The organism is Rhodoferax sp. (assembly GCF_011391645.1).
Classification (GTDB): Bacteria; Pseudomonadota; Gammaproteobacteria; order Burkholderiales; family Burkholderiaceae_C; genus Rhodoferax.
This window is the reverse complement of sequence record NZ_JAABQC010000006.1, coordinates 17,902-31,692: the sequence shown is the minus strand read 5'-3', so window position 1 is coordinate 31,692 and position 13,791 is coordinate 17,902. Positions and strand designations below refer to the sequence as shown.

Here is a 13,791-nt window from a genome sequence, read left to right as displayed (position 1 = left end):
CTCAATCTTGCCGCTCAACAAACCCTCCATCCAGCACCCCTTCACCCGCCGCCAGTGGCTGCTGGGCGCCGGCGCCGCCACAGCCGCCGTGGCCTTGCCGTCCGCCATGGCCCAGCCTGCCCCGCCCGCCTGGGCCACCCTGGAGAAAGCCGCCCGGGGCCAGACCGTGCATTTCAATGCCTGGGCCGGCAGCGAGCCCACCAACGCCTACCTGCAGTGGGTGGCGTCCGAAGTGCTGACCGCCCACGGCGTGAAACTGGAGCACGTCAAAATCACCGACACCGCCGACGTGGTCAAGCGTGTGCGGGCCGAGAAAGCCGCCGGCCGTCAGCCAGGCGAGGGCACGGTGGACCTGGTGTGGATCAACGGTGAAAACTTCGCCGCCATGAAGCGCGACAACCTGCTGTTGGCCCCTTGGGCCGAGGCGCTGCCGAACTTCAAATACGTGGACACGGTGGGCAAGCCGACCACCCGCAACGACTTTTCGGTGCCCACCGACGGTCTGGAGTCGCCTTGGGGCATGGCGCAGTTCACCCTATTTGCCGACAGCAAGCGCCTGCCGCAGCCACCGCAAAGCATGGCCGAGTTGCTGGCGCTGGCGCGCCGTCAGCCCGGGCGCATCAGCTACCCGCGCCTGCCCGACTTCACCGGCACCACATTTGTGAAGCAGGCGCTGCTGGAGCATGTGGCCGATGTTGGCGTGTTGACCAAGCCACCGGTGGCCGCCGACTTTGCAAAGGTCACCGCGCCGCTGTGGCAGTTTCTGGACGCGCTGCACCCGCACCTGTGGCGAGGTGGCAAGCAGTTTCCGCAAAACCCTGCCGCCGTCCGCCAGATGATGACCGACGGTGAGCTGCTGCTGGCGCTCACCTTCAACCCCAATGAGCCGGCCAACGAAATCGCCGCCCGGCGCCTGCCGGCCTCGGTCATCAGTTGGCAGTTCGCCAAAGGCACCATTGGTAACACGCACTTTGTGGCCATACCGTACAACGCCAAAGCCGCCGCCGGCGCCCAAGTGGTGGCCAATTTTCTGCTCTCGGCAAAGGCCCAGGCGCGCAAGGCCGACATCAAGCACTGGGGCGACCCGACCGTGCTTGACCTGACCCGACTGCCCGCCGCCGAGCGCGCCCTGTTCCCCAGCCAGCCGCTGCCGGGCCAGGTGGCCAACAGCGCGCCCACGCTGCCCGAGCCGCACGCTGCCTGGGTCGAGCCGGTTGAGAAGGAGTGGACCAAAAGGTATCTGTGACGGCCTATCGTTTGCCCTTCGCTACCGCGCTGCTGCTGCTGGCGGGCCTGCCACTGCTGGCCACGGCAGTGCTGGCGCTGGGCGCGCTGTTCGATGCCGCGGCCTGGCGCGCGCTCTGGCAAGAGCCGCAATGGCTGCGCGCCCTGGGCCTCACGCTGTGGACCGGGCTGGCCTCGACCGCCCTGGCTTGGTGGGTGTCGGCGGCGCTGCTGGCGCAAGGCTTTGTGCGCCAGTCGCTGGGGCGGCTGCTGCGCGGTCTGCCGGTCATGCTGGCCACGCCGCATGCAGCGTTTGCCATAGGGCTGGTGTTTTTGCTGGCGCCCAGCGGCTGGCTGCTGCGGGCGCTGTCGCCCTGGCTCACGGGTTTTGAATTTCCCCCGCCCTGGCCCACCACGCAAGACCCTTGGGGCCTGGGGCTGATTGCCGCGCTCACCGCCAAAGAGATTCCATTTTTGCTCTGGACCGCCGCCACCCAGCTGCAGCGCGACGACCTGCGCCAGCGCTGGCGCAGCGAACACGCGCTGGCCCAGACGCTGGGCTACAGCCCGCAGCGTGCGTTTTGGCGCGTGGTGTGGCCGCAACTGGGCGCGCGGCTGTTCTGGCCGTTGCTGGCGGTGCTGGCCTATGGCCTCACGGTGGTGGACATGGCGCTGGTCATCGGCCCGGCCTCGCCGCCCACGCTGGCGGTGCTGGCCTGGCAGTGGCTGCAAGACGCCGACCTGGCGGTGAACGCGCAAGGCGCGGCAGCAGGCGGCGTGCTGGCGCTGACCCTGCTGTGGGCGGCGCTGCTGTGGCTGGGCATTCAGCATCTGCACCTGCGCGGCGGCCGGCGGCTGAACGGCCGGCGCGGTGCTGCCTCACAGGCAACCCGCGCGGACCAGCCCGGGGCGCTGCCCGCGAGCTTCCTGCTTCTGGCTGGCCTGTACGGCGCCGTGCTGCTGGCGCTGGCCGTGGGCAGCATCGCCGGCGTGTGGCCGTTTCCCCGCGCCTGGCCCGAAACCGTCACCTGGCAAGCCTGGCACCGCGTGTGGGACAGCCGCGGCACGGTGGTCACCACGCTGGGCCTGGCGCTGGCTTCAGCCGCGCTGGCGCTGGCCTGGAGCGTGGCCTGGCTGGAGCTGGCACCGCGCCGCTGGGACAACGCCCTGCGCCCGGTGCTGTATCTGCCGCTGGTGCTGCCCGCCGTGCTGTGGGTGGTGGGCTTGTACAGCCTGGCGCTGCAGTGGCGCCTGGAGGGCCAGTGGCTTGGCTTGCTGCTGGCGCACACCTTCATGGTGCTGCCCTATGTGCTGCTGGCGCTCAGCCCGGCCTACCTGGGTTTTGACGCGCGCTACGCCCAGCTCAGCGCCAGCCTGGGCCACGGCCCCTGGCATTTTTTGTGGCGCATCAAATGGCCGCTGCTGCGCCGCTCGCTGGCCGCCAGCGCTGCGGTGGGCTTTGCCGTCAGCGTGGCACAGTACCTGCCCACCCTCTACATCGGGGCCGGGCGTTTCAGCAGCGTCACCACCGAAGCCGTTAACCTGGCGGCTGGCGGGCAGCGCTCACTCACCGGCGCCTACGCGGGGCTGCAGTTTGTGCTGCCCGTGTTGGCGTTTGCGCTGGCCGCCTGGCTTGGCGCGCCCCGCCGTTTCAAACCCGCACACACATGACGCTTCAGGTTCACATCACCCAACTCGGCAGCGCGCAGCGCGTGCTGTTGCATGACCTGCGCTTTGAGGTGCCACCAGGTCACATCCTCACGCTCATGGGCCCCAGCGGCAGCGGCAAAAGCTCGGTGCTGGCGGCCATTGCCGGCACCCTGGGCAGCGTGGCCGAGGGCGCCCAGGCGCTGCATGCCCAGGCCAGCGTGCGGCTCAACGGCGAAGACGTCAGCCAGCGGCCCACCGCGCAGCGCGGCGTGGGCCTGCTGTTTCAGGACGCCCTGCTGTTCGCCCACATGACGGTGGCAGAAAACCTGCTGTTTGCCGTGCCGCCCGGCCCGCGCGCCCAACGCATGGCCCAGGTGCAGCAAGCGCTGACCGAAGCCGGTCTGCAAGGCTATGGCGAGCGCGACCCGGCCACACTCTCGGGCGGCCAGCGTGCCCGGGTGGCGCTGATGCGCGCCTTGCTGGCCCGGCCCCGTGCCTTGCTGCTTGATGAACCCTTCTCCAAGCTTGACGCCACGCTGCGCGATCAGTTCCGCACCTTTGTCTTCGAGCATGTTCGCGCCCGCCAGATACCAGCGGTGCTGGTCACGCACGACGCTGCCGACGTGGCAGACCCTAACCACCTGATTGCGCTAAACCCTGCCGGCTAGGGCCGGCCTGCCGGCGGTTGCCAGATGGCTGGAGGCTCTGCCACCGCAACCAGTCTGCGGGCTCATCGACGTCCCACAAGGGCGGCAGCTCGCGCCAGCTTGCACCGGCCGCTTTCAGCCGCTCGCGGGTCTGGCGCAGCACCTGCGGTGTGCTCCATTCGACCTCGTTGAAGACGCCGGGCAGCAGTCGTCGCAGGCCGATCAGCACGTAGCCGCCGTCCTCAGCCGGAATCAGCACCACATCACAAGTTTGCAGCGTGTCGGCCGCTTGCTGCAGGTGCGCGGGCGTGAGCACCGGACAGTCGGTGCCGATGATGAGCAGAGGCGCGTGTGGCGCTCGAGAAAAGTGATGGCTCGCGGCGATTGCCATGCGGTGACCAAGGTCGCCCGCGGGCTGCGTCAAGATCGTCACGCCATGCCGCTGTTGCAGCGTTCGAAAAAAGCGGTGCGAGGCATCGGGCGCGCACCACAGCGTGACGGAACCGGTGCTGGCGGCCCGCGCCGTTGCCAGGGTTTGCAGGGCAAAGCCGCGCTGTGCTCGCGCGGCGCCCGCAGCGCCGAGCAACGGCATCAGCCGGGTTTTGGCCAGCCCAGGCACCGGCGCCTTGGCCAGTATGGCCAGCGCAGCCGGCGCGCGCGGCCGGTAGCCGTAACGCAGGGCCAGCAAATGCGCATCAGTGCCCAGTGCGTGGGCTGCGCGCAGGCGCCACATGAGCAGCACCGTGCGCCAAAAACCGTGCTGGTCCCAGCGCCGGCCCGAGGTGACCACGCGCGCGCGAATGCAGGCGGGCGCCTCGATCGCCTTCAGGCGCTGGCTCAGATCAAGGTCTTCCATCAGCGGCATGGGAGCGAAGCCGCCCACCAGCTCAAACAGACGCCGCTGCACAAACATGGCCTGGTCGCCGGTGGCCATGCCGGTGCTGCGCGAGCGAAAATTCATGAGCCCCGCCACCATGGGCAGCAGCACATGCCCGCCGTCAATGCGCACATCGAACCGGCCCCAGCGGTAACCTGCGGTCAGGGCTTGCCTGACCAGGTGGTCGGCATCCGCGGGCAGCCGGGTGTCGGCGTGCAGGAACAGCAGCACGTCGGCCCGTGCGGCAGCGGCCCCGGCGTTGAGTTGCGATGCGCGCCCGCGCGGGGCGTGCAGCACACGGTCGGCATGGTGGTGCGCCATGTCCGCCGTGGCGTCAGTGCTGCCGCCGTCCACCACCAGCACCTCGACGCCACGGGCACGAAGGGGCGCGAGCGCCCGCAACCGCCCGGCCAGGGTGGCCGCCTCGTTGAGTACCGGCACGACGATGGCCAGCCTCACGCCCGCAACCCCCGGCCAAGCTGATCAAAGCCGTCCATCACCTCACTCACTACCGCCGGGCTGAGGTAGTGGTCAACCCGACCCCGCACGTGGTTCACCAAGGCCGCTTCGCTGCGCTCGCCCGACCAGTCTTCACCATCTGCCAGCGCCTGGCGATGAGCGCCCGAGAGCGCACGCCATTTGGCGCACCAGGTGACAGACCAGAGCCACATGGCGCGACGCAGCGGCACATGCCACGCCCAAGCGCCTGCGGCCAGCGGCCCCACCGCCAGCGTCCAGGCCGCGTAAAAGGCCTGCACCTGCTCTACCGTGAGCACCGCGTGGGTGTCCACGTCCCAAGTGGTGGAGGTGTAGAGCGTGGCGTGCGCAAGGTCCAACCCCGGGTAGGCGTAGCGACACTTCTCCAGATCGACCAGCACGGCGCGGCCGTCGGGCTGCACCATGAAGTTGCCCGGGTGGGCGTCAAAGCTGATGAGGCAGCGCTCGGGGCGTTCAGGCCTGCGCGCGCATTGCAGCAGCCGCTGCCGCTCGCGGCCTATGACGGCCACCACCGTGGCCGACAGCCCGGCCGCGCCGAGGTAGCCGGCCTGGGCGTCGATCTCCTCCAACAAAGATTGCAACGGATCGGGCGCATTCAGCAGCGGTGAACGCGCCAACGCCCCCGGCAGCGGCAGCGCGTGCAACGCCGCGAGCGCGCCGGCCAGGGCGGGCAAGTCGCGCGGCAGGCTGGCCGGGCGGCCCGGGATTTCCTGGACCAGCAGCGCCCCGCGCGGCAGGTGCCTCGAGGGCGGCAGCACGCCTTGCAAGGGCGGTGTGTGCCCGCTGGCCGCCGCGCGCTCAAAGCAGGTGCGCTGGTAGTCCAGGTTGTCCTGTGCCGCCAGGTTCAACTGACTCTGCTTCGGCACGCGCGCCAGCAGGCCGGTGCCGACCAGGCGCACATGGTCGTGCGCCAGGCCTTTGTCGCGCAGGAACTCGAGCGGCTGCTGCGCAGCAGGGTGTTGCGCCTCGACCAGCGCCGCGTGCAAGGCGCTGCACAGTTCCGGCCGTCGCTGGGGCGCGGGGTCAAGCGGTTTTTCTGCCCGGGTTGAGGGGTTTGCAGGATTCATCGGGGTTGCGCTGGGTGCCTGAGGGGTCGAGGTGTAAGAACGGAGTGTAAGAATGGGTCGCTTGTTGCGACTTACTCACAACACAAGTGTCAAGGATTGGTCGTGAATCTTCGCAAAGTCTTACTCCTCATCGCCGTACTGCTGGGCATCGTGGCCTTTTTCGCTTTTGGACTGGACCGCTATTTCAGCCTCGCGTTTTTGAAAGAAAGCCAGGCCGGCTTTGCCACCCTGCGCGAGCAGCAGCCGCTGCAACTGGCGCTGGGCTTCTTCCTGGTTTATGTGGCGGTCACTGCGCTGTCGCTGCCGGGTGCCACCATCGTCACGCTGGCGGGCGGCGCCATTTTCGGCCTGGGCTGGGGCCTGCTGCTGGTGTCGTTTGCGTCCAGCATCGGTGCCACGCTGGCCTTCCTCACGGCGCGTTTTCTGTTGCGTGAATCGGTTCAGGCCAAGTTTGGCCAGCGTTTGGCCGATGTGAACAAGGGCATTCAGAAAGACGGTGCGTTTTACCTCTTCACGCTGCGGCTGATTCCGGTGGTGCCCTTCTTCCTCATCAACCTGCTCATGGGCCTGACGACCATGAGGGCGCGCACCTTTTATTGGGTCAGCCAGGTGGGCATGCTGGCCGGCACGGCGGTATATGTGAACGCGGGCACGCAGTTGGGCAAACTGGACTCGCTGCAGGGCATTCTGAGCCCGGCACTGCTGGGCAGCTTTGTGTTGCTGGGTCTGTTCCCGCTGATCGCGCGCAAGATCGTCGAGGCGGTGCAAAAGCGCAAGGTCTACGCCAAGTGGGCCAGCGTGCGCCCGACCAGGTTCGACCGCAACCTGATCGTGATCGGCGCGGGCGCGGGCGGCCTGGTCTCGGCCTACATCGCTGCCGCCATCAAGGCCAAGGTGACGCTGATCGAAGCGCACAAGATGGGTGGCGACTGCCTTAACTACGGCTGTGTGCCGAGCAAGGCGCTCATCAAGAGCGCCAAGTTGGCACACCAGATGCGCCACGGCGCGAACTACGGCCTCTCGGACTCCACGCCAAGCTTCAGCTTCAGGGCGGTGATGCAGCGCATCCACGATGTCATCAAAGCCATCGAGCCGCACGACAGTGTGGAGCGCTACACCGCTCTGGGTGTGGAGGTGCTGCAGGGCTACGCCAAGCTGGTGAACCCGTGGACGGTGGAGATCGCGTTGAACGGTGGCGGCACGCAAACACTCACCGCACGCAGCATCGTGATTGCCGCGGGCGCCCGGCCATTCGTGCCACCGTTGCCTGGCCTCTACGAGGTCGGCTACGTGACCAGCGACACGCTGTGGGACGAATTCGCCAAGCTCGACGAGGTGCCCAAGCGCCTGGTGGTGCTGGGCGGCGGCCCGATCGGCTCGGAACTGGCGCAGAGCTTTGCCCGCTTGGGATCGCAGGTGACGCAGGTGGAGATGGGCGCGCGCATCATGGTGCGCGAGGACGAAGAGGTGAGCGCGCTGGCCAAAGCGTCGCTGGAGGCCGATGGCGTGGCGATGCTGACCGGGCACAAGGCGCTGCGCTGCGAAGTGGTGGACGGCGAGAAGACGCTGGTGGTGGAACATGCGGGCGCGGAAAAGCGCATTCCGTTTGACCAACTGCTCTGCGCTGTGGGCCGCGTGGCCCGGCTCACGGGCTACGGGCTGGAAGATCTGGGCATTCCCACCAACCGCACGGTGGAAACCAACGAGTACCTGCAGACCATCTACCCCAACATCTACGCCGCCGGCGACGTGGCCGGGCCCTACCAGTTCACCCACGTGGCGGCGCACCAGGCCTGGTACGCGGCGGTGAACGCGCTTTTCGGCGACTTCAAGAAGTTCAAGGTTGACTATTCGGTGATCCCCTGGGCCACCTTCATCGACCCCGAGGTGGCGCGCGTTGGCCTGAACGAGCAGGAAGCGAAGGAAAAGAACATCCCCTACGAAGTGACCAAGTACGGCATCGACGACCTGGACCGCGCGATTGCCGACAGCGAGGCCAACGGCTTCGTGAAGGTGCTGACCGTGCCGGGCAAGGACAAGATTTTGGGCGTCACCATCGTTGGCACGCACGCGGGCGACCTGCTGGCCGAGTACGTGCTGGCCATGAAACACGGCCTGGGCCTGAACAAGATCCTGGGCACCATCCACACTTACCCCACGCTGGCCGAAGCCAACAAATACGCCGCCGGCGAATGGAAGCGCGCACACCAGCCACGCCAGTTGCTGGTCTGGGTGAAGAAGTTTCACGACTGGAAACGCGGTTGAACTGTTGATGCACCCAAACACGCCACCCACCATGAACACGCGCCGCCAAACCCTTGCCCTGCTGGCTGCCTGCGCCCTGCTGCCGCTGCCCGCGCCGGCCCAAACCCCCTTTGACCACCGCCACGCCGCATGGAACACGTTGCTGAAAAAACACGTGCGCTGGCTGCCCGATGGCCAACAAACGCGCACCGACTACAAAGGCTTGCAGGCCGATCGCGCCGCGTTGAAAGCGGTGCTCGAAGCCTTGAGCGCAGTGCCCAAGACCATGTTTGATGGCTGGAGCCGACCGCAGCAAATGGCATTTTTGATCAACGCCTACAACGCCTTCACAGTCGAGCTGATCCTGACGAAATACCCGGATCTCAAGTCCATCAAGGAGTTGGGTTCCTTTGTGCAGTCGGCCTGGAAAAAGAAATTCTTCACCCTGCTGGGCGAAGGGCGCCACCTGGACTGGATCGAGCACGAGCAACTGCGTCCGCGCTACAACGAGCCGCGCATCCATGCCGCCGTCAACTGCGCCAGCATCGGCTGCCCGGCGCTGCGCGACGAGGCCTTTACCGCCGACAAACTGGAAGCGCAGTTGGAGGACGGCATGCGCCGCTTCATGGCCGACCGCACGCGCAACCGGGTGACGGGGGACAAGGTGGAGGTGAGCAGCATCTTCAAATGGTTCAAGGAAGACTTTGAAAGAGGTCACGGCGGCTTCAAGCAGGTGGAAGACGTGTTTGCAAAATACGCCGATTTGCTGAGCGACTTGCCCGCCGAGCAGGCCGCGCTGAAAGGCAAGACGCTGAGCGTGAGCTTTCTCGACTACGACTGGTCGCTCAACGACATAGGCCGATAAGCGCGCGCAGGCTGCTGGCGCTGGCACGGCGGGCCACCGGAGCCCGTGACCTGACCCAAGACTTCGCCATTCGGTTTACCCGCCCCAGCGCCGGCTGTCAGGCAAGGAAGCCGGGCTTCTCCGTTAACATGACGGACCAATCTCAAAAGAGCGTTTTTCATTTTTGTCATGCCTCAATCACCCAGCTCCCAATACGAAAATTTGCTGCGCCAAGTCGACACCCAGGGTGTTTTCAAGGCCGACCGCACCGGCACCGGCACCAAAAGTGTGTTTGGTCACCAGATGCGCTTTGACCTGGCGCAGGGCTTTCCTCTGGTCACCACCAAAAAAGTTTTTTTAAAAGCCATCATCGTCGAGTTGCTCTGGTTTTTGCGCGGCGACAGTAACGTGAAATGGTTGCAGGACAACGGTTGCACGATCTGGGACGAATGGGCCAATCCCGTTACTGGCGACCTCGGCCCGGTTTATGGCGTGCAATGGCGCAGTTGGCCAACGCCGGGCGGCGGTCACATTGACCAGATCAGCCAAGTCATCACCACCCTCAAGAGCAACCCGGATTCGCGCCGCATGCTGGTGAGCGCCTGGAACGTGGCCGAACTCGGCAAGATGGCGCTCATGCCCTGCCATGCCTTTTTCCAGTTTTACGTGGCGCCGGCAAGCGAGCCGGGCGGCAAGGGCAAATTGAGCTGCCAGTTGTACCAGCGCAGCGCCGACATCTTCCTGGGCGTGCCGTTCAACATTGCCAGTTACGCGCTGCTGACGCACATGGTGGCGCAGCAGTGTGACCTTGACGTGGGCGACTTCATCTGGACCGGTGGCGACTGCCACATCTACAGCAACCACGCCGAGCAAGTGGCGCTGCAACTGAGCCGCACGCCGTTTGCCTACCCCACGCTGGAGATCAAACGCCGGCCCGACTCGATCTTTGACTACGCCTATGAAGATTTTGCGGTGAACGGCTACCAATGCCACCCCGCCATCAAGGCCCCGGTGGCGGTGTGATCAGTCGCCGCCAGATTTGGGGCTTGGTGGCCCTCACGCTGATGTGGGGCATCAACTGGCCAATGATGAAATACAGCCTGCGCGAGATTTCACCGCTGTATTTTCGGGCGCTGACCATGAGCTTTGGCGCGCTGTGGCTGTTCAGCTACTACCGCTTGAAGGGCGTGCGCATGTGGCCGCAGCCTGCCGAGTGGCGCAGCATCATGATCCTGGGGCTGCCCAATATGCTGGGCTGGCACACGCTGTCGATTCTGGGTGTGAAGGAGCTTGCCAGCGGACGTGCCGCCATTCTGGGCTTCACCATGCCGATCTGGACCGTGCTGCTGGGCGTGTTGCTGTTCAAGGAAAAGCTTACCCAACGCCTTGTCTTTGCCATGGTGGCCGTGGCGTTGACCATTGGCTTGCTCACCTTCAACGAACTCACCGCCTTGAGCGGCAAACCGCTGGGCATTGTCTGGATGGAGCTGGCCGCCCTGTGCTGGGCGGCGGGCACCCTGATGATGCGCCGGATGCACCTGACAATTCCGATGGAGACGCTCACCGTCTGGATGCTGGTGCTGGCCAGCGTCTGCCTGTGGGTTTTTGCGGCCGCGCTGGAACCCTGGCCCAGCTGGCAGTTCTCTGCTCCGGTGTGGGGCAGTCTTGCCTATGGGGCGCTCATCAACTACGGTTTTGCCCAGGTCATCTGGTTTGGCATGGCGCGCCATCTGCCGCCATCCACCAGCGCCATGAGCGTCATGGCAGTGCCGCTGGTTGGCACCTTGAGCGCCACCCTGATCGTCAACGAAGTGCCCGGCTGGCCAGACCTTGTGGCGGTGCTGTGCGTGATGGTTGCGATTGCCGCCGTGCTGTTGCCACCCCGAACCCCTGCCAAAATCCCATGAAACTCAACCTGATCTACGCCCGTGCCCGCAATGGTGTCATTGGCAACAACAACGCCCTGCCCTGGCACCTGCCCGAGGACATGGCACATTTCAAACGCAGCACGCTGGGCTGCCCGGTGATCATGGGCCGCAAAACCTGGGACTCGTTGCCGCCAAAATTTCGCCCCCTGCCCGGCCGCCTCAATGTGGTGGTCACGCGGCAAACCGACTGGACGGCTGACGGTGCCGTGGTGGCAAGTTCACTCCCAGCCGCCTGTGCCGCCTGCCCCCCCGACAGCACGGCCTGGATCATTGGCGGCGCCGAGCTTTACGCCCATGCATTGGCACTGGCCAGCACCGCCGTTGTGACCGAGATCGACGCCGACTTTGCCGGCGACGCCTTTGCCCCCCCCCTGGGGCCCGAGTGGCGCGAGGTGGCCCGGGAATCGCACCTTGGCAGCAGCGGTCTGGCGTTCAGCTTTGTCACCTACCAAAAGGAGTGAGGCCATGAAACTTGCCACCTGGAACATCAACTCGCTCACGGTGCGCCTGCCCCAGGTGCTGGACTGGCTTGGCGCCAACCCGGTTGATGTGCTGGCGCTGCAGGAGCTCAAGATGAGCGACGACAAGTTCCCGCATGCCGCCTTTGCGGCAGCGGGCTACCACGCCAGCTGTTTTGGCCAGAAGACCTACAACGGTGTGGCGCTGCTCAGCAAGACGCCCGCCGACAATGTGGTGCGTAATATTCCCGGCTTTGGTGACGATATGGCGCGCGTGATCAGCGCCACATTCGCCTTTGGCGCTGCGCCCGATGCAGCCGACAACCTGCCAAACGGCATTCGCGTGGTGGGCGCCTACTTTCCCAATGGCCAGGAGCCCGGCAGCGACAAGTTCGAGTACAAACTGGCCTGGCTCAAGGGTCTGCGCAGTTGGCTTCGCACCGAACTGCTGGTGCACCCAAAGCTGGTCCTGATGGGCGACTTCAACATCACCTTTGACGATGCCGATGTGTGGGATCCCGAGGGCATGCGTGACCAGATCCATTGCACTGACGAAGAGCGCTATGAGTTGAACGCCCTGATCGCGCTAGGCCTGCATGATGCGCACCGGCTGTTTCCACAACCCGCCAAGAGTTATTCATGGTGGGACTACCGGGACTTTGGCTTCAGGCGCAATCACGGCATGCGCATTGACCACATTCTGGTGAGCGGCGCGCTCAGGCCCAGGGTGACGGCCTGCCGGATCGACAAGACCCCGCGCAAGAACGAGCGCCCCAGCGACCACGCTCCCGTGGTGGTCGAACTTGCCTGAGCCAAGGGCTTATTCCAGACCAAGTTCCTGTATTTTGCGGGTGATGGTGTTGCGCCCAATGCCGAGCTTTTGCGCGGCATCGATGCGCCGGCCGCGGGTGGCGGCCAGGGCCGCCTGAATCAGGCGCGACTCGAAGCGGGCGGTCAGGGTGTCCCACACGTCGGTGCGATCGGTCGCAAGCAGGGCACTGGCCTCGGCATCCAGGCCCTGCTCCCAGCCACTCTCCGAGGCTGCGGGCGCCGCTGGCACATCAGGCGATTTATGCAAATCAGGCTTGTCGGTTTGTACTTGCACCACCGCCGGTGGTTCCGCCGCAGCGGTGGCTCCAATCACGACGGGCGGCACAGGTGGCGCCTGCATGACCGCGACTTCAGGTGGCAGGTCTTTGGGCTCGATCACCTGCGCGGGTGCCATGACGGTGAGCCAGTGGCACATGTTTTCCAGCTGGCGCACATTGCCCGGAAAAGCAAAGTTCCCGATCCAGGCCAGCGCGGCTTCTGAAATACGCTTGGGTTCAACACCCAGCTGGCGCGCACTTTGCTGTAAAAAATGACGCGTCAGCATGGGGATGTCTTCAAGCCGCTCACGCAGTGCCGGCAACCGCAGGCGGATGACGTTCAGGCGGTGAAACAGGTCTTCGCGAAACACGCCTTCCTTGACGCGTTGCTCCAGGTTCTGGTGGGTGGCGGCAATCACGCGCACGTTGGTTTTGACCGCACTGTGGCCGCCCACGCGGTAAAAATGGCCGTCTGACAACACCCTCAACAACCGGGTCTGCAGGTCAAACGGCATGTCGCCGATCTCATCCAGAAACAGTGTGCCGCCATCGGCCTGCTCAAAGCGACCCCGGCGCATGGTTTGCGCGCCGGTAAATGCGCCGCGCTCGTGACCGAAAAGCTCCGACTCAAGCAGGTCTTTGGGAATGGCAGCAGTGTTGATGGCCACAAACGGGCCATTGGCCCGCGGCGAATGCTTGTGCAGCGCGCGCGCCACCAGCTCTTTGCCCGAGCCCGACTCACCCGTGATCATGACCGTGACGTTGCTTTGGCTCAGGCGGCCGATGGCCCGAAAAACGTCCTGCATGGCAGGCGCCTGGCCCAGCATTTCGGGCGTGTCGGCCATGCCTTCGTCGACCACCTCCTCGCGCTGGCTTTCCTCGACGGCGCGGCGGATCAGCTCGACAGCCTTGGTCAGGTCAAAAGGCTTGGGCAGGTACTCGAAGGCACCGCCCTGAAAGGATGACACCGCGCTGTCGAGGTCAGAGTAGGCGGTCATGATGATGACCGGTAGGCCCGGAAACTTGGCTTTTACCTTGTCAAGCAAGTCCAGCCCCGACCCGCCCGGCATGCGAATGTCGCTGACCAGCACCTGCGGCGCCTTGTCTTCGTCGAGGGCGGCGAGGACATCGCGCGCATTGGTAAAACTGCGGCTTGGCAGTTGCTCGCGCAAAAGCGCCTTTTCCAAAACGAAGCGAATGGACTGGTCATCATCTACGATCCAAATGGGCTTCATTGTTTTGTCTTACCTTAGGTTGTACCCTCAC

12 protein-coding genes are annotated in these 13,791 nt (G+C 65.3%); 9 read left to right on the top strand and 3 right to left on the bottom strand.

Annotated elements, in window-relative coordinates:
• Positions 1 to 7: 7 nt before the first annotated feature.
• From GPS82_RS01745 to GPS82_RS01735, 3 genes are read left to right on the top strand one after another with little or no spacing between them, the layout of a single operon-like run.
• Positions 8 to 1,246, top strand: coding sequence for an ABC transporter substrate-binding protein (locus GPS82_RS01745; protein WP_296490433.1), 1,239 nt, complete (start codon positions 8 to 10; stop codon positions 1,244 to 1,246).
• Positions 1,243 to 2,895, top strand: a complete 1,653-nt coding sequence (locus tag GPS82_RS01740; protein WP_296490431.1) for an ABC transporter permease subunit — start codon at positions 1,243 to 1,245, stop codon at positions 2,893 to 2,895. The genes GPS82_RS01745 and GPS82_RS01740 overlap by 4 nt, the downstream gene beginning before the upstream one ends.
• On the top strand, positions 2,892 to 3,542 hold the full coding sequence (locus GPS82_RS01735) for an ATP-binding cassette domain-containing protein (protein WP_296490429.1): 651 nt from the start codon (positions 2,892 to 2,894) through the stop codon (positions 3,540 to 3,542). Before GPS82_RS01740 ends, GPS82_RS01735 begins: the two co-directional genes overlap by 4 nt.
• Here GPS82_RS01735 and GPS82_RS01730 read toward each other — a convergent pair.
• The gene (locus GPS82_RS01730; protein ID WP_296490427.1) at positions 3,508 to 4,857 is read right to left on the bottom strand and encodes a TIGR04283 family arsenosugar biosynthesis glycosyltransferase; all 1,350 of its coding nucleotides are present in this window, start codon (positions 4,855 to 4,857) and stop codon (positions 3,508 to 3,510) included. The two genes, GPS82_RS01735 and GPS82_RS01730, sit on opposite strands and share 35 nt — an antisense overlap.
• Positions 4,854 to 5,963 carry a phosphotransferase gene (locus GPS82_RS01725; protein WP_296490425.1) on the bottom strand — a complete coding sequence of 370 codons (1,110 nt, stop codon included), beginning with the start codon at positions 5,961 to 5,963 and terminating at the stop codon, positions 4,854 to 4,856. The genes GPS82_RS01730 and GPS82_RS01725 overlap by 4 nt, the downstream gene beginning before the upstream one ends.
• Positions 5,964 to 6,065: 102 nt before the next feature.
• Here GPS82_RS01725 and GPS82_RS01720 point away from each other — a divergent pair, with 102 nt between their 5' ends.
• From GPS82_RS01720 to xth, 6 genes are all read left to right on the top strand, one after another.
• Positions 6,066 to 8,228 (top strand): bifunctional TVP38/TMEM64 family protein/FAD-dependent oxidoreductase, encoded by a 2,163-nt coding sequence (locus GPS82_RS01720; protein ID WP_296490424.1) that lies wholly within the window; start codon positions 6,066 to 6,068, stop codon positions 8,226 to 8,228.
• A gap of 31 nt (positions 8,229 to 8,259) precedes the next feature.
• Positions 8,260 to 9,072 (top strand): DUF547 domain-containing protein, encoded by an 813-nt coding sequence (locus GPS82_RS01715; protein WP_296490423.1) that lies wholly within the window; start codon positions 8,260 to 8,262, stop codon positions 9,070 to 9,072.
• A gap of 168 nt (positions 9,073 to 9,240) precedes the next feature.
• Entirely contained in the window at positions 9,241 to 10,074 is an 834-nt protein-coding gene (locus GPS82_RS01710) for a thymidylate synthase (protein WP_296490421.1), read from the top strand.
• The gene (locus GPS82_RS01705; protein WP_296490419.1) at positions 10,038 to 10,958 is read left to right on the top strand and encodes a DMT family transporter; all 921 of its coding nucleotides are present in this window, start codon (positions 10,038 to 10,040) and stop codon (positions 10,956 to 10,958) included. Before GPS82_RS01710 ends, GPS82_RS01705 begins: the two co-directional genes overlap by 37 nt.
• Complete coding sequence (locus GPS82_RS01700; protein ID WP_296490418.1) at positions 10,955 to 11,440, top strand: dihydrofolate reductase; 486 nt, start codon at positions 10,955 to 10,957, stop codon at positions 11,438 to 11,440. The genes GPS82_RS01705 and GPS82_RS01700 overlap by 4 nt, the downstream gene beginning before the upstream one ends.
• 4 nt (positions 11,441 to 11,444) lie before the next feature.
• Positions 11,445 to 12,248, top strand: a complete 804-nt coding sequence (gene xth / locus GPS82_RS01695; protein ID WP_296490416.1) for an exodeoxyribonuclease III — start codon at positions 11,445 to 11,447, stop codon at positions 12,246 to 12,248.
• 9 nt (positions 12,249 to 12,257) lie between these two features.
• On the opposite strand, the gene ntrC is transcribed toward xth, so the two are convergent.
• The gene (gene ntrC, locus GPS82_RS01690) at positions 12,258 to 13,760 is read right to left on the bottom strand and encodes a nitrogen regulation protein NR(I) (protein ID WP_296490414.1); all 1,503 of its coding nucleotides are present in this window, start codon (positions 13,758 to 13,760) and stop codon (positions 12,258 to 12,260) included.
• Positions 13,761 to 13,791 lie beyond the last annotated feature (31 nt).

Bases quoted from the DNA above. Each gene is read 5' to 3' on its own strand.
- GPS82_RS01705 (WP_296490419.1), top strand. From the start codon at position 10,038: ATGCCACCCCGCCATCAAGGCCCCGGTGGCGGTGTGATCAGTCGCCGC.
- GPS82_RS01735 (WP_296490429.1), top strand. From the start codon at position 2,892: ATGACGCTTCAGGTTCACATCACCCAACTCGGCAGCGCGCAGCGCGTG.
- GPS82_RS01715 (WP_296490423.1), top strand. From the start codon at position 8,260: ATGAACACGCGCCGCCAAACCCTTGCCCTGCTGGCTGCCTGCGCCCTG.
- GPS82_RS01700 (WP_296490418.1), top strand. From the start codon at position 10,955: ATGAAACTCAACCTGATCTACGCCCGTGCCCGCAATGGTGTCATTGGC.
- ntrC (WP_296490414.1), bottom strand. From the start codon at position 13,760: ATGAAGCCCATTTGGATCGTAGATGATGACCAGTCCATTCGCTTCGTT.
- GPS82_RS01710 (WP_296490421.1), top strand. From the start codon at position 9,241: ATGCCTCAATCACCCAGCTCCCAATACGAAAATTTGCTGCGCCAAGTC.
- GPS82_RS01725 (WP_296490425.1), bottom strand. From the start codon at position 5,963: ATGAATCCTGCAAACCCCTCAACCCGGGCAGAAAAACCGCTTGACCCC.
- xth (WP_296490416.1), top strand. From the start codon at position 11,445: ATGAAACTTGCCACCTGGAACATCAACTCGCTCACGGTGCGCCTGCCC.